18 protein-coding genes are annotated in these 24,276 nt (G+C 72.2%); 5 read left to right on the top strand and 13 right to left on the bottom strand.

Annotated features, from left to right (window positions below; translation table 11 throughout):
• Nucleotides 1-536: 536 nt before the first annotated feature.
• From ACH4RC_RS10640 to ACH4RC_RS10625, 4 genes are all read right to left on the bottom strand, one after another.
• On the bottom strand, nt 537-1,526 hold the full coding sequence (locus tag ACH4RC_RS10640; protein WP_398198027.1) for a malate dehydrogenase: 990 nt from the start codon (nt 1,524-1,526) through the stop codon (nt 537-539).
• Between the two features lie 377 nt (nt 1,527-1,903).
• Nucleotides 1,904-3,034 carry an XRE family transcriptional regulator gene (locus tag ACH4RC_RS10635; protein WP_398198024.1) on the bottom strand — a complete coding sequence of 377 codons (1,131 nt, stop codon included), beginning with the start codon at nt 3,032-3,034 and terminating at the stop codon, nt 1,904-1,906.
• A gap of 242 nt (nt 3,035-3,276) precedes the next feature.
• Nucleotides 3,277-3,885 (bottom strand): DUF3017 domain-containing protein, encoded by a 609-nt coding sequence (locus tag ACH4RC_RS10630; RefSeq protein WP_398198022.1) that lies wholly within the window; start codon nt 3,883-3,885, stop codon nt 3,277-3,279.
• Nucleotides 3,875-4,738 (bottom strand): bifunctional methylenetetrahydrofolate dehydrogenase/methenyltetrahydrofolate cyclohydrolase, encoded by an 864-nt coding sequence (locus tag ACH4RC_RS10625; RefSeq protein WP_398198019.1) that lies wholly within the window; start codon nt 4,736-4,738, stop codon nt 3,875-3,877. Before ACH4RC_RS10625 ends, ACH4RC_RS10630 begins: the two co-directional genes overlap by 11 nt.
• 226 nt (nt 4,739-4,964) lie before the next feature.
• Here ACH4RC_RS10625 and ACH4RC_RS10620 point away from each other — a divergent pair, with 226 nt between their 5' ends.
• On the top strand, nt 4,965-5,666 hold the full coding sequence (locus tag ACH4RC_RS10620; protein WP_398198016.1) for an RDD family protein: 702 nt from the start codon (nt 4,965-4,967) through the stop codon (nt 5,664-5,666).
• A gap of 100 nt (nt 5,667-5,766) precedes the next feature.
• Here the strand turns inward: ACH4RC_RS10620 and purH are convergent, their stop codons facing one another.
• A complete protein-coding gene (purH, locus tag ACH4RC_RS10615) occupies nt 5,767-7,329 on the bottom strand; it encodes a bifunctional phosphoribosylaminoimidazolecarboxamide formyltransferase/IMP cyclohydrolase (protein ID WP_398198014.1) in 1,563 nt (520 codons plus the stop codon).
• Nucleotides 7,326-7,955: a phosphoribosylglycinamide formyltransferase gene (purN, locus tag ACH4RC_RS10610; protein ID WP_398198011.1), complete on the bottom strand. Its 630-nt coding sequence runs from the start codon at nt 7,953-7,955 to the stop codon at nt 7,326-7,328. The genes purH and purN overlap by 4 nt, the downstream gene beginning before the upstream one ends.
• A gap of 307 nt (nt 7,956-8,262) precedes the next feature.
• Between purN and ACH4RC_RS10605 the strand changes: the two genes are divergently transcribed.
• Nucleotides 8,263-9,057 carry a hypothetical protein gene (locus ACH4RC_RS10605; RefSeq protein WP_398198008.1) on the top strand — a complete coding sequence of 265 codons (795 nt, stop codon included), beginning with the start codon at nt 8,263-8,265 and terminating at the stop codon, nt 9,055-9,057.
• Nucleotides 9,058-9,064: 7 nt separating this feature from the next.
• Here ACH4RC_RS10605 and ACH4RC_RS10600 read toward each other — a convergent pair whose 3' ends face one another.
• The gene (locus tag ACH4RC_RS10600; RefSeq protein ID WP_398199137.1) at nt 9,065-10,786 is read right to left on the bottom strand and encodes a DUF6350 family protein; all 1,722 of its coding nucleotides are present in this window, start codon (nt 10,784-10,786) and stop codon (nt 9,065-9,067) included.
• Between the two features lie 122 nt (nt 10,787-10,908).
• Between ACH4RC_RS10600 and ACH4RC_RS10595 the strand changes: the two genes are divergently transcribed.
• Entirely contained in the window at nt 10,909-12,078 is a 1,170-nt protein-coding gene (locus ACH4RC_RS10595) for a helix-turn-helix domain-containing protein (RefSeq protein WP_398198006.1), read from the top strand.
• Between the two features lie 126 nt (nt 12,079-12,204).
• Here the strand turns inward: ACH4RC_RS10595 and sucD are convergent, their stop codons facing one another.
• From sucD to ACH4RC_RS10565, 6 genes are all read right to left on the bottom strand, one after another.
• Complete coding sequence (gene sucD / locus ACH4RC_RS10590) at nt 12,205-13,086, bottom strand: succinate--CoA ligase subunit alpha (RefSeq protein WP_398198003.1); 882 nt, start codon at nt 13,084-13,086, stop codon at nt 12,205-12,207.
• Nucleotides 13,087-13,107: 21 nt separating this feature from the next.
• On the bottom strand, nt 13,108-14,286 hold the full coding sequence (gene sucC, locus ACH4RC_RS10585; RefSeq protein WP_398198000.1) for an ADP-forming succinate--CoA ligase subunit beta: 1,179 nt from the start codon (nt 14,284-14,286) through the stop codon (nt 13,108-13,110).
• Between the two features lie 440 nt (nt 14,287-14,726).
• Entirely contained in the window at nt 14,727-15,767 is a 1,041-nt protein-coding gene (locus ACH4RC_RS10580) for a hypothetical protein (RefSeq protein ID WP_398197997.1), read from the bottom strand.
• 62 nt (nt 15,768-15,829) lie between these two features.
• Nucleotides 15,830-17,044 (bottom strand): vWA domain-containing protein, encoded by a 1,215-nt coding sequence (locus tag ACH4RC_RS10575; RefSeq protein WP_398197995.1) that lies wholly within the window; start codon nt 17,042-17,044, stop codon nt 15,830-15,832.
• Between the two features lie 457 nt (nt 17,045-17,501).
• Nucleotides 17,502-19,757 carry a DUF5682 family protein gene (locus ACH4RC_RS10570; protein ID WP_398197993.1) on the bottom strand — a complete coding sequence of 752 codons (2,256 nt, stop codon included), beginning with the start codon at nt 19,755-19,757 and terminating at the stop codon, nt 17,502-17,504.
• Nucleotides 19,754-20,875: an AAA family ATPase gene (locus ACH4RC_RS10565; RefSeq protein ID WP_398197990.1), complete on the bottom strand. Its 1,122-nt coding sequence runs from the start codon at nt 20,873-20,875 to the stop codon at nt 19,754-19,756. The genes ACH4RC_RS10570 and ACH4RC_RS10565 overlap by 4 nt, the downstream gene beginning before the upstream one ends.
• Before the next feature lie 179 nt (nt 20,876-21,054).
• Between ACH4RC_RS10565 and ACH4RC_RS10560 the strand changes: the two genes are divergently transcribed.
• Complete coding sequence (locus ACH4RC_RS10560) at nt 21,055-22,419, top strand: SWIM zinc finger family protein (protein ID WP_398197987.1); 1,365 nt, start codon at nt 21,055-21,057, stop codon at nt 22,417-22,419.
• Between the two features lie 219 nt (nt 22,420-22,638).
• Entirely contained in the window at nt 22,639-24,222 is a 1,584-nt protein-coding gene (locus tag ACH4RC_RS10555) for a DUF5691 domain-containing protein (protein WP_398197985.1), read from the top strand.
• Nucleotides 24,223-24,276: the final 54 nt, after the last annotated feature.

Here is a 24,276-nt window from a genome sequence, read left to right as displayed (position 1 = left end):
TGCGGGTCCCGGGCGAGTGCAGGTCTCGGGCGAGTGCGGGTCGCAGGCGAGTGCGGATCGCAGGCGAGTGCGGATCGCAGGCGAGTGCGGATCGCAGGCGAGTGCGGGTCCCGGGCGAGTGCGGGTCCCGGGCGAGTGCGGGTCCCGGGCGAGTGCGGGTCTCGTCGTGGCTGGTCACGCAGTTCCCCGTGCCCCTGGAGGCATGCGGCTCCGCCGCGCCTCCCCCGACGGCGCACGCCCACCGGAACAGCACCCCTGAGATGGCGCACGCCGATGACGCAGGGCCTGAGATGGCGCAGGGCCTGAGATGGCGCACGCAGTGCGCGTCTCAGGGGCGCGGGGAACTGCGCGAGCGACCACGGCGGCGCCGCACCCGGAAGACGGCGGGAGAATGCCGCACGAAGTACGCGTCTCAGGGCGCGAGGCACTGCGCGACCAGCCACGACGAACCTGCGGGCGGGCGCGAAGCACAAACCGCCCACGGCGAGTCGCGGAGACAACTCGCCGAGGGCGGCGGACCCGGTCGGAACCGGAGGTCAGAGCAGGCCGAGACCGCGCACAGCCTCCCGCTCCTCCGCCAGCTCCGCGACGGACGCGTCGATCCGCGCGCGCGAGAACTCGTTGATGTCGAGGCCCTGGACGATCTCGTACTTGCCGTCCTTCGTGGTGACGGGGAACGAGGAGATGAGGCCCTCGGGGACGCCGTACGAACCGTCCGACGGGATACCCATGGAGGTCCAGTCGCCCTCGGCCGTGCCGTTGACCCACGTGTACACGTGGTCGATCGCGGCGTTGGCGGCCGACGCGGCCGACGACGCGCCGCGCGCCTCGATGATCGCGGCGCCGCGCTTGGCGACGGTCGGGATGAACTCGTCGGCCAGCCACGCCTCGTCGTTCACGGTCTCGGCGGCGTTCTTGCCGGCGATCGTGGCGTGGAAGATGTCGGGGTACTGGGTGGCGGAGTGGTTGCCCCAGATGGTCAGGCGCTTGATGTCGGCGACCGTCGAGCCCGTCTTCTTCGCGAGCTGGGTCAGCGCACGGTTGTGGTCGAGGCGCGTCATCGCGGTGAAGCGCTCGGCCGGTACGTCCGGCGCGGCGGCCTGGGCGATGAGGGCGTTGGTGTTGGCCGGGTTGCCGACGACGAGGACCTTGATGTCGTCCGCGGCGTGGTCGTTGATGGCCTTGCCCTGGGGCTTGAAGATGCCGCCGTTGGCCTCGAGGAGGTCACCGCGCTCCATGCCCTTGGTGCGGGGGCGGGCGCCGACGAGGAGACCGACGTTGGCGCCGTCGAAGGCGACGTTCGGGTCGTCGGTGATCTCGATGCCCTGGAGCAGCGGGAAGGCGCAGTCGTCGAGCTCCATGGCGGTGCCCTCGGCGGCCTTGAGCGCCGGGGTGATCTCCAGGAGGCGCAGCTTGACCGGCACGTCCGCGCCGAGCAGCTGGCCGGAGGCGATGCGGAAGAGCAGTGCGTAGCCGATCTGGCCGGCTGCGCCGGTGACGGTGACGTTCACGGGAGTGCGGGTCATGGCGTTCTCCGTAGGACAGCGGGTCTTTTGATCGATCTCTCGGCATCAAGAGATCCGCTCGTCAGGCTATCGCGCCGCGCCCCTGCCGGACCTATCGGTACGTGTGGCTCACCCCACAGGGCGATCACGTGGCGATCCGGTTCGAGGCCCCCGGACACGGGACGGCCGCCGGCCCGGGGGGAGGGGCATCGGCGGCCGCCGGGGGTGTCACCGAGTGACCATCCCGTGGGGGTACTCGTGCGCCTTCCCCGAAAGCACACCCCTATGCACGGTCATCAGCCGTTGCATTGCCATCGGGGCCCGCTGAGTTACTGGGCCCGCTGAGCTACTGGGCGTACTCAGCTACTGGGCCCACTTAGCTACTGGGCTGAGGCCGGTTACTCGGTGCAGCCCTGCTGTCCGGAGCCGAGCGTCGTGCAGGCCTTCGCGTCCGCGGACGAACCCACCGCCACCATCGGCGTGTACGCGTCCGTGTCGGCGTCGTCGACCAGGCCCTTCTTCGACTTCTCGCTGCCCGCGTCGAGTTGCACGCTGTCGCCCGGGGCGGCGCCCTGGATCCGCGCCCAGGCCGCCTTGCACGTCTTGCTGTAGCGGACCTCGACGGTGACAGCGCCGACGACGGCCCGCGCGGAGCTGTCCGCATGGGCGCCGCCGCACCCCATGGCCTCCGGGTCCTTGCCGGTGCAGCCGGCGCCCACACACTCGACGCCGGCGGGCAGCACGGGCGCGCTCGTCGTCGGTGACGGCGACGGCTCGGCCTTCTTGTCCTTGTGGCCGGTGAGGAAGCTGGTCAGGACGTAGGCGACGACCACGAGGAGCGCCGTACCGACGGCCCCGGCGAGGAACACGAGCACCCTCCGCCTGCCACGACCACGACCACGACCGGAACCGGCTCCAGACCCAGACCCAACCCCAGACCCAGACATAGGCCCAGACCCGGCGCCCGGATTCACACCCGGCCCCCGCCCGGCAGGCGAAGCACCCGTCGGCGCGAACCCGACCGGCGGCCCGAACTGGTCCACCGGCGGCGCCGACCTCTGCGGCGGCACGGTCGCCGCGCCACCCGCACCCGCGACACCGGTGCCGGTGCCGATACCTGCACCGGCACCAGCGGCACCAGCACTGGTACCGCCGGCACCTCGCTGCCCCGCAGTCGCGGCCGGCCCCCCGGACTCCCCCAGCGCTGCCCGCGCCTGGGATATTCGGATCGCTTCCATGGTCATGTCATGGCGCATCTCGGAGCGGCTCCAGGCGCGCTCCGCGAGCTCCCACAAGGTCGTCAGGTGGACAGGGCTGGTGCCGGTCACCTCGGCGAGCGCCACGACAGCGCCCTTGGGTGCGAGCAGCCGTCCGTTCAGATACCGCTCCCAGGACGTCTTGCTGTACCCGGTACGGTCCGCCAGCGCGGCGATGCCGAGTCCACTGCGGTCGACCAGTCTGCGCAGTTGGCCGGCGAACTCCGCGAGCTGCGGGTCGAGTTCGTCCGGTAGCGCCTTCCAACGAGGCATTGCTTACCCCTCTTCCCCCCGTACGTGCTGAATTACCCCGCCGTTCCCCCGACGCCCGACAACGTCCCCCGTCTGACTGGGATGCGTGCAGCCAGGATGACAGTTCCCGTGTCGGCGGCGGCGTGCGCCCTCTGCCGACAAAAACCCCGAGGCGGGCCGGACATCGTCACACAAGGACGAAGGGCCTCCGTCCCGGAGGCCCCGCCCGTCGTACGAGGAACAGGAACGAGGAACAGGAACAGTCACCGCACGGTGAAGTGCAACGTGTCCTGGAGGAAGGGGATCTGCAGCCACGGGTTCGGCTGCGCCATCATCGCCAGCAGCACGATGGCGAGGCCGAGGACCCCGTACGTGGCCAAGTCCGTGAAGCGGGAGCGCACGGCGAGCATGCCGACGGACGGCAGGGCCCAGCGCAGCGCGGCGCCGCCGAGGAGAGCGAGGCCCACCAGGATGGTGCCGACGCGGAACAGGCCGAACGCGGTGAGCAGCAGTCCGAGCCCGGTCGCCACCAGCACCGCGATCAGCGGCCACTGGCGGGCTGGGACGGGGGCGTCGGCGGGGGCCGCGCGGCCGCCACCCTCGGGGCGTGCGGTGTCGCGCGTCCAGAGCGGGAAGCGGCGCGTGCCCCGCCTCTTGGCGCGCGCGCCCTTGACGCCCTCGTCCTGATCGCCCGCGCTCACGGCACCCGTGTCCTCGGCACCCGCTTCCGTGGTCACCACATCCTGGGCACCCACGTCCTCGGCACCCGCTTCTGTGGACCCCGCGTCCTGGTTGTCCGCGTCCTGACTGCCCGCGTCCTGACTGCCCGCGTCCTGGCTGCCCGCGCCGTCCCGGGAGGCCTCAGCGAACACCGCTGGCGTTCCGCTCGGCTGCCTCGACGACGTTGACCAGGAGCTGGGCGCGGGTCATCGGGCCCACTCCGCCGGGGTTCGGGGAGATCCAGCCGGCGACCTCGGCGACGCCGGGGTGCACATCGCCGACGATCTTGCCGTTCTCGTCGCGCGAGACGCCGACGTCGAGGACGGCCGCGCCCGGCTTGATGTCCTCGGGCTTGACCAGGTGCGGGACGCCCGCCGCGGCCACGATGATGTCGGCGCGCTTGAGGTGGGCGGCGAGGTCACGGGTGCCGGTGTGGCACTGGGTGACCGTCGCGTTCTCCGACTTGCGGGTGAGCAGCAGCGGCATCGGGCGGCCGATGGTCACGCCGCGGCCGACCACGACGACCTCCGCGCCCTTGATCTCGACGCCGTGCTTGCGCAGCAGCGTGATGATGCCGAACGGGGTGCAGGGCAGCGGCGCCGGCTCGTTCAGGACGAGACGGCCGAGGTTCATCGGGTGCAGGCCGTCCGCGTCCTTGGACGGGTCCATCAGTTCGAGGATGCGGTTCTCGTCGATGCCCTTGGGCAGTGGCAGCTGGACGATGTAGCCGGTGCAGGCCGGGTCCTCGTTCAGCTCGCGGACGACCGCCTCGATCTCCTCCTGCGTGGCCGAGGCGGGCAGCTCGCGCTGGATGGAGGCGATGCCGACCTGCGCGCAGTCGCGGTGCTTTCCTGCCACGTACTTCTGGCTGCCGGGGTCCTCGCCGACCAGGACGGTGCCGAGTCCGGGCGTGACCCCCTTCTCCTTCAGGGCCGCCACGCGGGCGGTCAGTTCGGACTTGATCGCGGCTGCGGTGGCCTTGCCATCGAGAATCTGGGCGGTCATGGTGCCCATTCTTTCAGGGCGGCCCTGGTTCACCCAAGTTGCACTTGCACAACGGCCTGACGGCCCACTGGACAGGAGCATGTCCGATTAAGGAGCATGATCCGCGCAGTGCCGCGGACGGCGGCAGGGGGCGAACCGCACAAGCGGTGGCATTTCCGTTCCTATACCTCCGCATTCCTCCGCGGGGCCGCACCGTCCCCGTAGTCGTCCCCGGAGGAATCTCGCCATGAGTCACGGCGAACCGAACAACCCTTACGGTCAGCAACCGCCACAGCCGAACCCGTACGGCCAGCAGGCCCCGCAAGGCGTCCCGCCGCAGCAGCATTACGGCTACCCGCAGCAGCAGGGCCAGCAGCCCTACGGGGCGTACCCGCAGTACCCCCAGTCCCCGCAGCAGGGGATGCCGGCGCCCGGGGGCATGGGCATGCCCGGTGTGCCGCCGCTCGCCACGATGGGCCGCAGGCTCGGCGCGCGCCTGATCGACGGCGTGCTGTACTTCGTCATCTACCTCGCGGTTCTGCTGCCGAAGTTCACCGACTTCTTCTCGGAGGTCCAGGACTGCGACGCCAACTCGTCGTCCTTCGACACCTGCGTGGACAACGCCGTCTCGGACTTCCAGTCCTCGACGCTGCCGCTCGCCGGCCTCTTCCTCGTCCTCGTCCTGCTCTACGAGGTGCTGCTCATCGCCTTCGTCGGCGCGACCCTGGGCAAGCTGGCCGTCGGCATCCGCGTCCTGAAGCTGGAGAACGGCGCGAAGCCGGGTATCGGCAGCGCCTTCCTGCGCTGGATCATCCCGACCGTCGGCGGCTTCGCCTGCGGCATCGGCGGTCTGCTCGTCTACCTTTCCCCGTTCTGGGACAAGTCCGGCCGCAGGCAGGGCTGGCACGACAAGGTCGCGAGCACGGTCGTCGTACATGTGAAGGGCTGACACCCGCACGCAACGGCACGACGAGGGCCCGCCGGTCGGCGACCGGCGGGCCCTCGTCACGTACGGGGCGGTGCTCAGCGGGACACGTACAGGGTGCTGCTCAGTGGAAGAAGTGGCGCGTCCCCGTGAAGTACATCGTCACGCCCGCCTTCTTCGCGGCCTCGACGACCTGCTCGTCACGGATCGAGCCGCCGGGCTGCACGATCGCCTTGACGCCCGCGTCGATGAGGATCTGCGGCCCGTCCGGGAACGGGAAGAACGCGTCCGAGGCGGCGTACGCGCCGCGCGCCCGCTCCTCGCCCGCCCGCTCGACGGCGAGCTTGCAGGAGTCGACGCGGTTGACCTGGCCCATGCCGACGCCGACGGAGGCGCCGCCCTTGGCGAGCAGGATGGCGTTGGACTTCACGGCGCGGCACGCCTTCCAGGCGAACGCCAGTTCGTCGAGTTCGCCCTGCGAGAGCGCGTCGCCGGTCGCGAGGGTCCAGGACGCCGGGTTGTCGCCGTCGGCCTGGAGCCGGTCGGTGACCTGGAGGAGCGCGCCGCCGTCGATCTGCTTCGTCTCGACCGGGGCGGACGGGCCGTCGGGGGCCCTCAGCACTCGGATGTTCTTCTTCTTGGTGAGGGCTTCGAGGGCGCCGTCCTCGTAGTCGGGCGCGACGATGACCTCCGTGAAGATGTCGGCGACCTGCTCCGCCATCTCCTTGGTGACCGGCCGGTTGACCGCGATCACGCCGCCGTACGCCGAGACCGGGTCGCAGGCGTGCGCCTTGCGGTGGGCCTCCGCGACGTTCGAGGCGACGGCGATGCCGCAGGGGTTCGCGTGCTTGATGATCGCGACGCAGGGGTCGTCGTGGTCGTACGCGGCACGGCGCGCGGCGTCCGTGTCCGTGTAGTTGTTGTACGACATCTCCTTGCCGTGCAGCTGCTCCGCCTCGGCCAGGCCGCCGGTGCCGTCGACGTAGAGGGCAGCGCCCTGGTGCGGGTTCTCGCCGTAGCGCAGGACGTTCTTGCGCGCGTACGTGGCGCCGAGGAACTCGGGGTGGCCACTGTCGTCGGCGGCGGCGTAGTCGGCGGCGAACCAGGAGGCGACCGCCACGTCGTAGGAGGCGGTGTGCTGGAACGCCTCGGCGGCGAGCCGCTTGCGCGTGGTGAGGTCGAAGCCGCCGTCCTGGACCGCCGCGAGGACATCGGCGTACCGCCGCGGGCTGGTCACCACGGCGACCGACGGGTGGTTCTTGGCGGCGGCGCGGACCATCGACGGGCCGCCGATGTCGATCTGCTCGACGCACTCGTCCGGGGTGGCGCCCGAGGCGACGGTCTCCTTGAACGGGTACAGGTTCACGACGACCAGCTCGAACGGCTTCACACCGAGGTCGGCGAGCTGCTTCTGATGGTCCTCCAGGCGCAGGTCGGCGAGGATGCCGGCGTGGACCTTCGGGTGCAGGGTCTTCACGCGGCCGTCGAGGCACTCCGGGAACCCGGTGACGTCCTCGACCTTGGTGACCGGCACCCCGGCTGCGGCGATCTTCGCAGCGGTCGAACCGGTGGAGACCAGCTCGACACCCGCCTCGTGGAGCCCGCGCGCCAGCTCCTCCAGACCGGTCTTGTCGTAGACGCTGACCAGCGCCCGGCGGATGGGCCGCTTGTTGCTCTCGGCGGTCACGAAATAACTACCTTTCGTCCCTCAATGCTGTAGCCGTTGCGGGCCAGACGCCCCACGACATCGACGAGCAGCGTGCGCTCGACTTCCTTGATGCGCTCGTGCAGAGCGCTCTCACCGTCGTCCGAGTCCGCTTCCACGATCTCCACCACGCCCTGGGCGATGATCGGGCCGGTGTCGACGCCGTCGTCGACGAAGTGGACGGTGCAGCCGGTGACCTTCGCGCCGTACGCGAGGGCGTCGCGCACACCGTGGGCACCGGGAAAACTGGGCAGCAGAGCCGGGTGCGTGTTCACGAACCGGCCGCCGAAACGGGCGAGGAACTCCTTGCCCACGATCTTCATGAAGCCCGCGGAGACGACGAGGTCCGGCTCGTACGCGGCCGTCGCCTCGGCGAGCGCCCGGTCCCAGTCCTCGCGCGCGGCGTGGTCCCTGACCCGGCAGACGAACGTCGGGATCCCGGCGCGCTCGGCGCGCTCCAGACCGACGATGCCGGTCCGGTCGGCGCCGACGGCGACGATCTCCGCGCCGTACGCGTCCGCTCCCCGCTCCGCGATGGCGTCGAGCAGGGCCTGCAGATTCGTACCTGATCCGGAGACCAGCACGACGAGGCGCTTGGCCTTGGCCACGGCGGGGCCCTTTCTCGTACAGGGGCGTACTTGTATGTTCCTACGGAAGCTTCGCTCTGCCCCGTACGGGGGACTCTACGAAGCGGCCGACCGTCAGCAACGATACCGGCACACCAGCCAGCCCCCACGGGACGGGGGCGCGGCCGGGAGGTAGCGTCAGCGTGCAGGAAGACCGGGCCTTCGCGCGGAACGCGGAGCGGGCGCGGAACGTTGACGTGAATGAACGTAAAGAACGAACCAAGCACCAGACGACCCACTCGACCCACGCGACCCACGCACCGACGACCTAGGGGAAGACGCACAGCTGATGCCGGACCGAAGCCTTCGCCAGTCCCAGGAGTCCAAGGAGTCCGACGAGGGCAAGAACTCCGGGGCCTCTGGGGACTCCGGGAACACCGGGGACTCCGGTAACTCCGGGAACTCCGGCGCGGACAATCCGTTCGCACCGCCGCCCGAGGACGCCCCGGACCGCCCCTGGCAGCCGCGCCGCCCAGAGGGCTCCGACGCCGAGCAGGGCGGGCACGGCGACGGCCGTTCACCCTGGGGCAGCCAGTGGAGCGACCGCCAGCCCGGCCCCGCCCAGGGCGGCCGGTTCGGCGACCGCCCGGGCAACAACGGCGGCGGACAGGGCGGCCCCGAGGGCCAGGGACCCGGCCGCGGGCCCGGCTCCGGCGGCATGCGCTGGGACCCGACGGACCCGGCCCAGCGCCGCGCGCGCTACGCACTCCTGTCGGGCATGTGGGGCTTCTTCTTCGCCCTGTTCGCCTGGCCGTACGTGGCGCTGCTGCTCGGCGCGCTCGCCCTGTACTGGAGCATCAGCGCCCTGCGCGCCAAGCCCCGCACCACGAACCCGGACCCGGACACCCCCGCGCCGCCCGTCAAGGCCGACGCCGCCGGCAGCTCGCGTCCGCAGACGACGGCGGCGATCAGCGGCCTGGTCACGGGTGCCCTGGCGCTGGCGATGGTGGCGTCGATGTTCGCGGCGAAGCTCGTCTACAGCGACTACTACGAGTGCCGGGCGGACGCCCTGACATACGCGGCGGACCAGTCCTGCGAGGACCTTCTGCCGAAGCAGCTCCGGCCGCTGCTCGGGTCGCGGTGACGGTACGTCAGGAACTCGGGCGGGCCTGAGCATCGGGGCCCGGCTCCGGCTCCGCATCCGGGGCCGGGGGTCCGCCCCTCGGTCCGTTCCTCGGTCCGTTCCTCAGGATCGCCCAGCGCTCGGCGCGTGACTCCTCGTCGAAGAAGTCGAACGGGTCGAAGTCGTCGTCCGTCCCGACGGGTTCGGGCTCCGGCGCGACGGGCTTCCGGCGCCACGGCACACGCCGCCCCGCCTTCGGTACGCCCCCGGGCCCGGCCACGTCCTCGGCCACGGACCCCGCCTGAGCCACGGACTCCGCCAATGACTCCGCCTGAGGCTCGGGCCCGACCACGGGCCCGAGCCCGACTACGGGCCCGAGCCCGGACTTATGAACGGCCCCGGGCCCGGACGCATGAACGGCCCCGAGCCCCGAATCGGTCGCAGACGCAGGCACAAGCGCAGGCCCAAGCGCAGGCACAAGCGCGGACGCGCCTCGGCGCCCACGCCACCACCCCACCACCAACGCCACCGGCAGCCCGAGCACGCCCACCCACGCCGTTGCGGCGAGCCCGGTCAGCCAGCCGACAGGCCCGAACGTGGCGAGGACCTCCACCCCGAGCGCACCGCCCGCCGCCACCGCGAGCACGGCGAGAGCCACTCCGCACAGCGCGGCCGCGACGACGGTCCCGTAGGCCATCCGCCCCCGCGACCAGGCGGACCGCTCGCCCCCGATCACCACGAACCAGGCCACGGTCACCGCCGCCACGACGGGCACCACCCCGACCGCCCAGGTCAGCGGCGATCCCTCGCCCTCCGGGGGCACCGCCGCGAGCAGCGGGACGGCCGGAAGCATCAATCCGCCCGCGCTGCCCAGCGGCCCCACGACGTGTCCGGCCCCGACGGCGAATCCGGGCCCGAGCGCGTACGCGGCGCCCCAGACCGCCGCGTTCGGCACCAGCGCGAGGCAGAGCAGCAGGACCGCGATGCGCCCCGTCCACGCCGCCGTGAGCTGGGTGAACGCCTCCCGCGCCGCGCCCCCGTGCCAGACGAGGCCGACGGCCACCAGGAGCGCTCCCCCGGCGACCAGGACGAGGACCCCGGCGGCCGCGGCCCGCGCGGCGACCGGGAGGACCTCCCGTACGAGCACCTGCGGCAGCACGTCGAGCGACCTGCGCAGCGCTTGCGGCAGAGGCCCGTACGGCCTGCCGTGCGCGGCCCACACCCCGGCCCCGGACGCGACCACGGCGACCAGGACGAGGTGGGCGGCGCAGCTGATCCAGGAGGGCCGCAGTTCGCCGCCGCAGGTGTAGAGCGCGGCGGCGGCGCCGATCAGCAGGTAGCCGAGCGCGACCCCGCCCCACACCCCGGCGGCGGGGGCGGGCGGCGCGCCGGCCTCCTCCTCCGGGGGCTCGGCCGCGTCACGCCCGGCCCGGAAGACCAGCCACACCGGCAGCGCGAGCAGCAGCAGCGGACTCACGCCCACCGGGGCGGGGGCGCCGGTCAGCGTGTCCGTCCTGACGATCTCGGCGCCGTGCGCGAGCAGCCACAGCGCGGTGGCGGTGTGCAGGGCGCCGTCGGGGCCGCTGTCCGGGTAGGGCGAGCTGATCCACATCGCGATGACCAGGACCGCGAAGAGGCCGAGCCCGAGCCCCGCCGCGACGAACCCGCCGAACATCCCGGCGGCGGGCCCCGGCGAGCGTTGCCGCACGCGGGTGAGGAGCACGGGCATCGACGGTCCACGGCCGGTCATCTGCGTCACGGGCCCATGCTGCCAAGTACACCCGCGTTCCTCGCGTAACAGGCAAAGTACGGATGTGTCGCTCAAGATACGCTTATGTACTTTTTGGCGCGAAAGGGTGTGTGGAGTTCCTCATGACGCAGAGCGCCGCCACCCCACTGCCGACGCCGAAGGAGCGCCGCAGGCTCCGCGAGGCGAAGTCCCTGACCCAGGCCCAGCTGGCCGCGAAGGTCGGCGTGACGCGCGAGACGATCCGCGCGTGGGAGTCGGGCCGTACCACGCCCGGGGGAACGAGGCGGGAGAAGTACGCGGAGCTTCTGCTGGCCCCGGTGGAACGACCGGTACCGCGGGAAGCGGCCCCGAAGCCCGACCGGAAGCCCCGGCAACCCGCCCGAGAGCCCCAGAAACCCGCCCCGGAATCCGTCGCGCCCGCCACGAAGACCGTCGCGCCCGCCACGAAAACCCCCGCACCCGCCACGAGGACCGCCGCACCCGCCCAGGCCGTCGCCCGGCCCCCGGCCCAGGCATTCGACGCCCTGTACGCGTACGCCGCTCCCCTCCTGGTGCGCCACACCTACCTGCTCTGCGGTCGGCGGGGGCTGGCCCGCGAGGCCGTCGAGCGCGCGTTCCAGCTGGCCTGGCAGCGCTGGCCCGAGGTCGCCGTCGACCCGGATCCGGCGGGCTGGGTGCGCGCGGCGGCCTACGAGTACGCGATGTCGCCCTGGCACCGGCTGCGCCCCGGTTTCCGCCGCCCGGACGCGCCGCCCGCCGATCCGGCCGACCGCGAGCTCCTCGACGTACTCCTGAGCCTGCCCCCCGTCTACCGGCGCACGCTGCTGCTCTACGACTGGGTCGGCCTGGATCTTCCGGAGACGGCCGCCGAGACGGAGGCCAGCACGCCGGCCGCCGCCAACCGCATCCTGCACGCGCGCGAGGCCGTCGCCGAGCGGCTGCCGGAGCTGGCCGTCCCCGAGCGGCTGCACCGGCGGCTGACCGAGCTGGCGGGCGCGGAGAAGCTGGACGCGCCGAAGCCGGTGCTGGTGCGGGAGGTCGGCGAACGGCGTACCCGGTTCTGGACGCGGGCGGCGATCGCCGTCACGACGTTGATCGTCGGGGCGACGGCGCTGACGCTGCGGGTGGCCCCGACGCACTACGAGCCGGTGCCCGCGCCCGGCGCGCCGATCAGCGGCGTGCCCGCGCTGACGGGACCCGGACCGCTGTCGGACCAGGAGCGGGAGCTGCGCGCGCTGCTGCGGGCGGAGCTGAGCGGCGGCCCGGAGCGGCTCGCACCCGCCGCCGAATAGCCACAGAACAGCGACCGGACAGCCTCCGGACACATCAGTGGGCCCGCGCCGACGTCGGCGCGGGCCCACTGATGAACGTACGTAGAAACGTACGACTGCTGAAAACGTACGACTACTGGCTACTGACTACGAAAGCAGCTCGCGCGCCAGCTTCGCCGTCTCGGTCGGCGTCTTGCCGACCTTGACGCCGGCGGCCTCGAGGGCCTCCTTCTTCGCCTGGGCGGTGCCGGACGAACCGGAGACGATGGCGCCGGCGTGGCCCATGGTCTTGCCCTCGGGGGCGGTGAAGCCGGCGACGTAGCCGACGACCGGCTTCGTCACGCTGGCCTTGATGAAGTCGGCCGCGCGCTCCTCGGCGTCGCCGCCGATCTCGCCGATCATGACGATGAGGTCGGTCTCGGGGTCGGCCTCGAACGCGGCGAGCGCGTCGATGTGCGTCGTGCCGATGACCGGGTCGCCACCGATGCCGACGGCGGAGGAGAAGCCGATGTCACGGAGCTCGTACATCATCTGGTACGTCAGCGTGCCGGACTTCGAGACCAGGCCGATGCGGCCCGGCTTCGTGATGTCGCCCGGGATGATGCCGGCGTTCGACTGGCCCGGCGTGATGAGACCGGGGCAGTTCGGGCCGATGATGCGGGTCTTGTCGCCCTTGGACTTCGCGTACGCGTAGAACGCGGCGGAGTCGTGGACGGCGATGCCCTCGGTGATGACGACGGCGAGCGGGATCTCGGCGTCGATCGCCTCGACCACGGCGGCCTTGGAGAAGGCCGGCGGGACGAAGAGGACGGACACGTTGGCGCCCGTCTTCTCGATCGCCTCGGCGACCGTGCCGAAGACCGGGATCTCGGTGCCGTCGAAGTCGACGTTGGTGCCGGCCTTGCGCGGGTTCACACCGCCGACGATGTTCGTGCCGTCGGCGAGCATGAGCTTGGTGTGCTTCATGCCCGTGGCACCGGTCATGCCCTGGACGATGACCTTGCTGTCCTTGTTGAGGAAGATAGCCATGGCTGTTCTGTCCCTCGTCCCTTACTTCGCGGCCGCGAGCTCGGCGGCCTTGTCGGCCGCGCCGTCCATGGTGTCCACGCGCTGCACCAGCGGGTGGTTGGCGTCGGAGAGGATCTTGCGACCCAGCTCGGCGTTGTTGCCGTCGAGACGCACGACGAGGGGCTTCTCGACCTTCTCGCCCTTCTCCTCGAGCAGCGCGAGCGCCTGGACGATGCCGTTGGCGACCTCGTCGCAGGCGGTGATGCCACCGAAGACGTTGACGAAGACGGACTTGACGTCCGGGTCGCCGAGGATGATCTCCAGGCCGTTCGCCATCACCTGGGCGGAGGCGCCGCCACCGATGTCGAGGAAGTTGGCCGGCTTCACGCCGCCGTGCTTCTCACCGGCGTACGCGACGACGTCCAGGGTCGACATGACCAGACCGGCGCCGTTGCCGATGATGCCGACCTCGCCGTCGAGCTTGACGTAGTTGAGGCCCTTCTCCTTGGCAGCGGCCTCGAGCGGGTCGGCCGCGTCCTTGTCCTGGAGCGCCTCGTGGTCGGGGTGGCGGAAGTCCGCGTTCTCGTCCAGGGACACCTTGCCGTCGAGGGCGATGATGTCACCGGAGGCGACCTTGGCCAGCGGGTTGACCTCGACGAGGAGGGCGTCCTCCTCGATGAAGGTCTTCCAGAGCGTCACCAGCACGTCGGCGACCTTGTCGGCCACCTCGGCCGGGAACTTCGCGTCCGCGACGATGCGACGGGCGACCTCGGGGGTCACACCCTCGTTGGCGTCGATCGGCGTCTTGGCGACGGCCTCCGGGCGCTCGACCGCCACCTCCTCGATCTCCATGCCGCCCTCGACGGAGGCGATGGAGAGGAAGGTGCGGTTGGTGCGGTCCAGGAGGAAGGAGACGTAGTACTCCTCCACGATCTCCGGAGCCGTCTCGGCCATCATCACCTTGTGGACCGTGTGGCCCTTGATGTCCATGCCGAGGATGTTGGTGGCGTGCTCGACGGCCTCGTCGGGCGTGGCGGCGAGCTTGACGCCACCCGCCTTGCCGCGGCCGCCGACCTTCACCTGGGCCTTGACGACGGACTTGCCGCCAAGACGCTCGGTCGCCTCGCGGGCCGCCTCAGGCGTGTCGATGACTTCACCGGCCAGCACCGGTACACCGTGCTTGGCGAAGAGGTCCCTCGCCTGGTACTCGAACAGGTCCACGCGCGTCCGTCCCTATCAGTGATCTCGCGGTTCGATCTTCCTGCGTGGGCGTGCCGCGATGGGCAACGTGACTCCGCTGTCACAAGGGAGGCGTACGAGGCGTACACAGTGGCCGGGTACGCGGCATGTCCGTCTCGCAGGTTATCGCCGCTCAGCGACGGCTTCTAAATCGCAGATCACACATGAGCGGTGATACCTGTCACAGAGCGCGTCCGATACCACCTTTTTGCGGGATCGTTCGCGGCCTCACCGCGCGGGGGTACGCACGGTGAGGCCACCCGATGAGCCCCGTGCCTCGCACGCGGAGCACGCGAAGCAAGCAGGGGCCCGGAACGGGCGGCCCGTCCCCAACGGGTCCGCCCGCACGCCGGGAATCGGCCAGGTCTCGCCGACGGATTCGGCTGACGGGGCGCTCCGGCGTCGGTCAGATGCCGGGCTGTCTAGCCAGGGAGTACGGGAATGTCGCGATGCCGGTCGGTCACCGGCGCGGCCGTGCCGGACGCGAAGGCGCCGGGCGGCAGCAGCACGGACACCCGGCGGCCGGCGAACGCGGCCGCGTGCAGATCGCCGTGGCGCGAGCCGCCGCCGTCAGCCGCGGACGCGCCCGCCACGAGTACGCCGCCCGGGTGCACCGGGGCGTGGGGCGCGGCGGGCTGGGGCGCGACGGTGTGCCGGGCCGCGGAGGAGCGGTGCGGGTGCGCGTCCGCCCGGTTCTCCTGTACGGCGCCGGTTCCGGCGGGGTCGTACGCCGTCGGGCCGGCCGGCGCGAGGGCGTACGGACCGGGGGCGTACGGACCGGGGGCGTGCGGTTCGCCGCGCGCGGCGTCGGGGGCCTGGCGCTCGGCCTCGGCCTCGACGCCGGAGGCGGCCGATGTGACGGGCGCGGCTGAGCCGGTGGTGTCGGCGTCGGCATCGGTGGACCCGGCTGGCCCGGCGGACGCCGGGGGCTCGGCCGGGTTCGCGGGTGTCACGGGCGCCGTGGGCCGGGGCGGCGCGGGCAGCGGAACGATCGCGCCGGGCGCGTCCGGCAGCCCCGGAAGCACCGGCGGCCCGCCCGGCAACGGTCGCGGGGCCGCCGAGGCGAGCCCGTCCACGACCTGCCCGGCCAGCTCACCGACCGGCTCCGTCACGCCCCGCACGGTGTCCTGCACAGTGTTCTGCACCGTGTCGAGAACCGGCAGCAGGACCGTGTCCCGTACGGTTCCGACGACGTTCCGGTCTTCCGGCGCTCCGTCCCGCCCGAGCAGCCCACCGAGAACGCCGTGGCCGTGGCCGGGCTGCTCCGAGCCGCCGCCGGTGGTTTCCTGTGCTGCCGTGTACCGGAGGGTGCCCGAGGCGCCCTCCGCGTGAGCCTGGCCGCCGCACAGGAACCCGAGACCGATCAACCCGCCGAGCAGCAGCGCCAGTTGCAGCGCGCGACGTCTCGCCACCGGGCGCGGAAGGCGCTCGGCGGGGGCGGGAGACACGGTCGCATAGATCACGGTGCGCGAATCCTCGCACGGGACGCGGGCGCCTGCGCAAGCCCCGTGTTACCGATGGGTACTCAATTCCGGTTTGCCGCTGCGGACCCGCTTTCCGCCCCTGCGTCGGGTATGGGCAGCGGACGCTTCTCGATGGCCGCGGCCATCACCTCGGGGAACAGATCGGGGGTGCAGGCGAACGCCGGCGCGCCCAGCGAGGCCAGCGCCGCCGCGTGCTCCCGGTCGTAGGCGGGCGCCCCCTCGTCGGAGAGGGCGAGCAGCGTCACGAACTGCACGCCGGACGCCTTCATCGCGGCGACCCGCTTCAGCATCTCGTCGCGTATCCCTCCCTCGTAGAGGTCGGAGATGAGGACGACGACGGTCTCGGCGGGGCGGGTGATCTGCGACTGGCAGTAGGCGAGCGCGCGGTTGATGTCGGTGCCGCCGCCGAGCTGCGTACCGAAGAGGACGTCGACCGGGTCGTCGAGCTGGTCGGTGAGGTCCACGACGGCCGTGTCGAAGACGACGAGCCGGGTCTGGATCGACCGCATGGACGCCAGCACGGCGCCGAAGACGGAGGCGTACACGACGGACGCGGCCATCGAGCCCGACTGGTCGATGCAGAGGACGACCTCCTTCTTCACGGACTGCGAGGCCCGTCCGTACCCGATGAGCCGCTCGGGCACGATCGTGCGGTACTCCGGCAGGTAGTGCTTGAGGTTGGCCGCGATCGTGCGGTTCCAGTCGATGTCGTGGTGGCGGGGCCGGCTGATGCGGGCGCTGCGGTCGAGGGCGCCGGTGAGGGTGGCGCGGGTGCGCGTCGCGAGCTTCTTCTCCAGCTCCTCTACGACCTTGCGGACCACCGCGCGGGCCGTCTCCTTCGTCGTCTCCGGCATCGCCTTGTTCAGCGAGAGCAGCGTGCCGACGAGGTGCACGTCCGCCTCGACCGCCTCCAGCATCTCCGGTTCGAGGAGCAGCGTGGACAGGCCGAGGCGGTCGATGGCGTCGCGCTGCATGACCTGGACGACGGAGGACGGGAAGTACGTGCGGATGTCGCCGAGCCAGCGGGCGACGGACGGGGCGGACGCGCCGAGTCCCGCGCTCCGGTTGCCGCCGTTGTTCTGTGGCCGGGCTCCTGCGCCGCCGCCCGAGCCGTACAGGGCGGTGAGGGCGCCGTCCATCGCGGCATCCCGGCCCGTCAGCTGGCACCCTGTGCCCTCGGCCGCGTCGCCGCCGAGGACGAGCCGCCAGCGCCGCAGGCGTTCGTCACCAGTGGTCGTGTCCGTACCGATCGTCATGTCGCCACCTTCACTGTGAACCGGGGCTCTGTACCGGGGCTGTGTACCGGGGCTGTGTACCGGGGCTCTGTACTGGGGCTCTGTACCGGCCCGCCTTCTCGTCTGCCTTGTGCGGTGTGCACGCGACCGCGGGTGCGTCGTGGCTCGTCGCGCAGTTCCCCGCGCCCCTGAAGGCGCACTCCGTGCGCTCCAGGCAGCGAGGCCGGGACGCGGCCTGATGAGAGGCGCGGCCCTTGGCCCGTGCGCCGGCACAGGGACGCGACCCCCGCCACCCGCACGGAGATGGCGCACGAAGTGCGCGTCTCAGGGGCGCGGGGAACGGCGCGAGGCAGGGCCACGTCCCGCACCCGGCGACGCACCCCGAACACCCCGGACACCCCGAACACCCCGGACACCCCGAACACCCCACCCGAAAGCCGCGACCGGCACTCGGCCGAACAATTCCGCCGCCCCCCGGTCATCCGCCCGCCCCCAACAACATCCGCACCACCGGCACCACCGCATCGGCCCGTTCCAGATCCAGCTCATCCGCGAACCCGGGCGGCAAGCCCCCCGTGGCCGGGGCCGAAGTCGCCGGACCACGCCGGACCAGCTCCCCGAGCGTGCGCCGGACCCCGGACTCGTACGCCGAGAAGGTGCGCCGCAGCAGAGGCAGCACGTCGGTGAACGCGTCCGGCTCCACCCCCACCAGCCACGCGTCGACGAGGCCGAGCAGTCGCTCGTCGTGGACCAGGAGGAGGCCACCGCCGGAGCCGCCGCCGACGAACCCCTCGATCCAGGCGGCCGCCTCCCCCGGCGGGGTGCCGGGGGAGAGGGCGAGGCCCATGAGCCGGGCCGCGCCCTCGTCCTCCAGGGCGCCTTCGTCGAGCAGGATGCGAGCGCAGCGCCCGCGCACCACGCCGGCCACGCTGTCCCGCGCGGCAAGCGTGTTGAGCACGGAGCGCCAGCGGACGCGCAGTTCGGCGTCGTCGAGGAGGCCGATGGCGGAGTGCACCGCGTCGACATGGCCGCGCATCTCCTCGGCGGCGTCGGTGTCGAGGTTGGCGCAGGCCGGGGGCAGCCCGACGAAGATCCGCCGGGCGAGCCCGGTGGCGACCCCGGCGAGGGCCCCGGTGCCGGTGCCGCGCACGTCGCCGTAGCGCAGGGCGCGGACCAGTGCGGGCAGGGCCTGGGCGAGATGGCCGACGTCGGCGTCCAGGGCGGCGCGGTCGGCGAGGACCCGCATGACGACCGGCAGCGCGTCCGGCAGCTCGGCCAGCAGACACCGCTCGGCGAGCGCCGTCACATCGGCGAGGGCGGTGGCGGAAACGGCGTCCGCGGCGGCCTTGGCATCGGCGGCAGCGATGACGGTCGTCCCCCAGATCCCGGCCTCGGCGACCCGCACGGACAGCTCGGGCTCCCACCGAAGGCGCCAGGTCTCGCGGAAAGTTCCGGTGGAGCCGCGGGCCGATCTGGCGGGTTCGCCCCAGGGGACTCCGAGAAGCCGAAGCCGGTGCAGCAGACGGCTCCGCGCGACATCCGTGTCCCCACGAAGGTCGAGGTCCAACTCCCGCTCCGCGGCAGCGGGTTTGAGCCGCAGGCCGCGCTGGAGGCGGCTGAGGTCCCGCTGCAACGGCACGGCGGGCGCGGCGTCGGGCACCTCTCCGAGCACGTCACCGACGACGAGCTTGTCGTGGATGAGCGCGAGCGGGACGTCGGACCCCTCGCACAGCACGGCCCGCACCGCGTCGGTGGTCTCCGTGAGCCCGGCCAGCGGCCGCCCGCGCATCGCCGCGAGGCTCTCCGCGAGCCGTACCGCCTCGATGACGTGGGCGGACGACACGATGCGGTCCTCGTCGCGCAGCAGCCCGGCGACCTTGGTCAGCCACCGCTCCACGGGCCGGTCCGGGGCGCTGAACAGATGCCCGTACCAGCCCGGCGATTCGATCCCGGCGCCGTAGCCGCCCGCGCGGGCGAGCCTGCGGTGGGTCCACGGCACCCAGGTCATGTCGACCTTGGCCTTGGGCAGCCCCTTGAGCAAGGCGCGGTCGGAGGCGACGGTGGTCTTCTGCCGCAGTGCGGGCACGTGCCACGCCCCGCACACCACGGCGACGTCCTCCCCGAACTCCTTCACCGCAGCGCGCACTTGCAGCCGCATGTAAGCCTCGCGCACGAGATCGCGTCCGTGCCCGCCGTCCCCGAGCTCCTCCCGCAGCGCCCCCATGGCCTCACCGAGCGCGGCGAAGGCGTCGCCTTCCCGGTGCTCGACGACGTCCTCCCACCACCGCTCCGCGTCGTCGTACCCGGCGGTCTCGGCGAGGACGCGCAACGGATCGACGCGCACGTCCTCCTCCGCACCCTCCTCCGCACCGTCCTCCGCTCCCGCCCCCTTGTCCTTCTCCTCGGCGTCCCGCATCGCCAGGGTGTGCGCGGCGGGCAGGTCGATGAAGCGGACCTGCGCCCCGTGCTCCAGGGCCCAGCGGAGGGCGACCCACTCGGGCGAGAACTCGGCGAACGGCCAGAACGCCGACTTACCCGGCTCGTCGACCACGTGCGCGAGCAGCGCGACGGGCGGCCGCATGTCCTCCTCGGCGGCGAGCGGCGCCAGCGCGTCGGCCTCGGGCGGCCCCTCGATGAGCACGACCCTCGGCCCTGCCGTGTCCAGGGCACGGCGCACGGCGCGCGCGGAGCCGGGCCCGTGGTGCCGGACGCCGAGCAGCAGCGGCCCTGTCATGCGCTCACCTCGCGGCAGGCCCGGTAGAAGTCCTTCCACCCGTCCCGCTCGCGGACCACGGCCTCCAGGTACTCCTGCCAGACCACACGGTCGGCCGCCGGATCGCGGACGACGGCGCCCAGAATCCCGGCGGCGACGTCCGAGGACCGCAGCACACCGTCCCCGAAGTGAGCGGACAGCGCGAGCCCGCTGGTGACGACGGAGATCGCCTCGGCCGTGGACAGAGTCCCGCTCGGCGACTTCACCTTCGTACGCCCGTCCGCGGTGATCCCGTCCCGCAACTCACGGAAAACGGTGACGACCCGCCGGATCTCGTCAATGCCGTCGGGACCGCTGGGCAACCCCAGCCCACGCCCGACCTGCTCGACCCGGCGCGAGACGATGTCGACCTCGTCCTCCACACTCGCCGGCAGCGGCAGCACCACGGTGTTGAACCGCCGCCGCAACGCGCTCGAGAGGTCATTGACGCCCCGGTCCCGGTCATTGGCCGTGGCGATCAGATTGAACCCGCGCACGGCCTGCACCTCCTGCCCCAACTCCGGTATCGGCAGCGTCTTCTCGGACAGGATGGTGATGAGCGTGTCCTGTACATCGGCGGGGATCCGGGTCAGCTCCTCGACCCGCGCCGTCATGCCGTCCGCCATGGCCCGCATGACAGGGCTCGGGACCAGCGCGTCCCGGCTCGGCCCGTTGGCCAGCAGCTGCGCGTAGTTCCACCCGTACCGAATCGACTCTTCCGGTGTGCCGGCCGTGCCCTGCACCAGCAGCGTGGAGTCCCCGCTGACAGCGGCGGCGAGGTGCTCGGACACCCAGGTCTTGGCGGTCCCGGGGACCCCGAGCAGCAGCAGCGCGCGGTCGGTCGCCAGCGTCGTCACGGCGACCTCGACGATGCGCCGGGGCCCCACGTACTTGGGCGTGATCACCGTCCCGTCCGCCAGCGTGCCACCGAGCAGATACGTGGCGACGGCCCAGGGCGAAAGGCGCCAGCGGGCAGGCCGGGGCCGGTCGTCCCGGGCGGCCAGCGCCGCGAGTTCAGCGGCGAACGCGTCCTCGGCGTGCGCCCGCAGCACCTCTCCCCCGGCCTGCTCGCCGGCCCGGTCCTCGACGGAAACGGTCATGGCTTCCCACCCCTCGACTAGCGCAACTCGAACCATTCACGACGAGATCCGATCCCCCTCGCCGAGCAACTGGTCCCACGGTGCACCACGCCACTGACAATCGCCGTGGCGAACACGATCACCGCAGGTCAGCCGGTTCCCCAACGGAATTGTCAGTGGCGGGACCTACCGTCGAAGACATGACTCAGCAGGGGGTGCGCTGGACGACGGACCAGGTGCTGGCACTGGCGCCTGACGCCTCGTCACGCAAAGCGGGAAGCAGGCTCGGAGTGGCCGGACCCTGGTCGGAGACCGGGAGTTCCACCGAGGGGGCGGTGTGGGGACTGTGCAAGGGAAGCGGCAGCAAGCCGTACCAGACGATCGTGGACACGGGTGGGACGGGCCCGGCGTACAAGTGCTCGTGCCCGAGCCGGAAGTTCCCGTGCAAGCACGCACTGGGCCTGCTCCTGCTCTGGGCGGCGGACGACGCGCACGTACCACCGGAGCAGACACCACCGGAGTGGACGGAACAGTGGCTGGAGTCCCGCAAGAAGAGGACGCAGCCCAGACCACCCAATCCCGAAGCAGCCACCACATCCACCACGGCCACCAACCATGAGGCGGCACAGCGCAGAGCGGAGCGCCGAGCCCAGCGGATCACCGCAGGCGCCACAGAGTTGGAACAACGCCTGACCGACCTGCTCCGGGGCGGACTGGCGCAGGCGGAGCAAGCGGGATACGGCCTGTGGGAGGAGACGGCCGCCCGCATGGTGGACGCACAGGCGCCGGGACTGGCGGCCCGCGTACGCGAGTTGGGCACGATCCCCGCCTCGGGCCCCGGCTGGCCGATGCGGCTCCTGGAGGAATGCGCCCTGCTGCACCTCCTGACCCAGGCCTGGCAGAACCGGGCAACACTCCCAGAAGACCTGGCAACAACGGTCCGCACCCGCATAGGCCTACCAGCCACACCCATCACAACGCCCCTACGGGACCACTGGCTGATCCTGTCCCAGTACGACACGGCTGACGGCCACCTCACCACCCGCCGCATCTGGCTGCACGGCGAGAGGACGAACCGCACAGCCCTGCTCCTCTCCTTCGGGGCAGCGGGCCGCGCCCCGTCCCTGGCACTCCCGACGGGCCTGACTCTGGACGCGGACATCGCCCCCCACCCGGGAGCGGGCGTCCTCCGCGCAGACCTGGGCACCCACCACACGCCCCCGGCACCGACCACCACCCGCCCGGAGGGCAAGCGCATAGCCCAGGCCCTCACGGCCTACGGCCAGGCTCTGACGACAGACCCATGGCTGGAGTCGTGGCCGATGACACTGACGAACGTCATACCGATCAGAACAGAGGACGGACATGTCTGGCAGCTGATGGACGCGACCGACAAGACGGCCCTCCCCGTACCCACCCGCACCCCGTCACCCCCCGACCTCTGGCGCCTGATGGCCCTGTCGGGCGGCGCCCCGCTGACGGTGTTCGGGGAGTGCGGCCACAAGGGCTTCACCCCGTTGTCGGCCTGGACACACCAGTCGCCCGAGGTCATATCCCTGCACTGATCGTGCACCGAACGTGAGCAACCGCGTTCCCGCACCCGCCCGCCGACGGGAGGGGACGTGCCGGTGTGCCCCCGCAGGACACCGCAGGAACCCAGCACAGGACGACGCGCCCATGGCGGACAGCGGGCGACGGGACCGATCCGGCCGAGGAGGCACACCGGCACGGCCCCGCCCCACGACACGACGGACGGCGCACGACGAAGCGGAGGAAAACGGCCGATGCCAGAAACAACGACCCCCCACCCGACCTGGGACGACCTGGTGACCACGGCGCTGCTCGGCACGGACCGCCGCCCGTCCACCACCCCGAAAGACCTCCTGGACGAGGCAGCGCTCCAGACCGTACGACGCCGGGCGGGCCTGCGCCCGTCCCCCGCCGCGACCCCGCCCACCCCCGCGGCAGCGGACCCGCGTCCCCCACTGCCACCACTCGCCCGCAACCGCCTCGCCATGCTCCTGACCGACCGCCCGGGCACCGGCACCACCCGCCGAGGCGCCACCCCCGACCTCCTCGAACTCCTCCCCCAGTGGCTGGCCACAGCGAACAGCCACGGTTACGCAGCCCCACCCGAACTGCTCCCGGCCCTCCTCGACGCGGCCCGCGGCCGTACGGACCTCCGCCCCGGCGCCCTCGCCTTCTCGGGCCCCCGCGCCCTGTGGCTGGCCCGCTCCAACCCGGACTGGAAGTTCGCCCTGCGAGCGACCCCGGGTTCGGGCGCGACACTGCCGCCCCCGGACGAGCCCGACCAAGTACAACGCCTCTGGCAGCAGGGCCTGTTCGCAGAGAGAGTGGCCCTGCTCGCCACAGTCCGCGCGCACGACCCCGAAGCGGCCCGCACCCTGCTCGAGAACACCTGGAACACGGAGCGCGCCGAGGACCGCCTCATGTTCCTCGACTCACTGCGCACGGGCCTGGCCGACGCGGACGAGCCGTTCCTGGAGCAGGCCCTGACCGACCGCAGCCGCAACGTGAGGGCGACGGCCGCCGAGCTGCTCTCCGCGCTGCCGCGTTCGGCGCTCGCGGGACGCATGGCGGACCGGGCGCTGTCCTGCGTGGCGCTCGACCGTACGACGGGCACGGTCGTCGTCGAGGCCCCGCACGAGTGCGACGCGGCGATGGAGCGCGACGGCCTGGTGGCCAAACCGCCCGCGGGCCGGGGTGAACGGTCATGGTGGCTCGGCCAGCTGATCGAGGCCGCGCCGTTGGACCGCTGGCCGGCGAGGCTGGGCGGCCGCACCCCGGAAGAGATCGTGGCGCTGCCGGTGGCGGACGACTGGCGGAACGAACTGCACGCGGCATGGTGCAGAGCGGCGGTGCGCCAGCGCGACATCGGCTGGTCGCGGGCGCTGCTCGGCACGCCGACGGCGCCGGACGCGGCGGGCCCCGGCGCGGTGTCCCTTGCCGAGCGCTCGAAGCTGCTCGCGGCGCTGCCGTCGTCGGAGCGGGCGGAGTGGGTCGCCGGGTTCATCGCGGCGCACGGCCTGTCCGAGGCGTTCCAGCTGCTCGGGGTGTGCGCCACGCCCTGGGCGCACCCGCTCGGCGGCGCCGTCGTGGACGCGCTGAACATCGCGCGGGACGCGGGCAGTTACCCCTGGAGCTTCAGCGGCGTGATGGGCCTGGCGGAGCGGTGCCTGGACCCGGAGGAGGCCGTACGCCTGGAGAGCCTGACGGCAACCGTGGAGGAGACGGAGGACGCGGCCCCCGGCGCGGGCAGCTACTGGTCGGAGGCGTTCCAGCGCCTCCTTGGCACGCTGCGCCTGCGCCGGACGATGCGAGAGGAGCTGCAACCGCGCAGAACATGACCGGAACCGCCCCGACCCGAACCGCCCCGACCCCGAAGCGACTCGACCCCGAAC

This window comes from Streptomyces sp. NPDC016845, from assembly GCF_044332585.1.
Lineage (GTDB): Bacteria > Actinomycetota > Actinomycetes > Streptomycetales > Streptomycetaceae > Streptomyces.
Note: the sequence above shows the minus strand (reverse complement) of the source record. Positions and strands in the feature narration are given on the sequence as shown.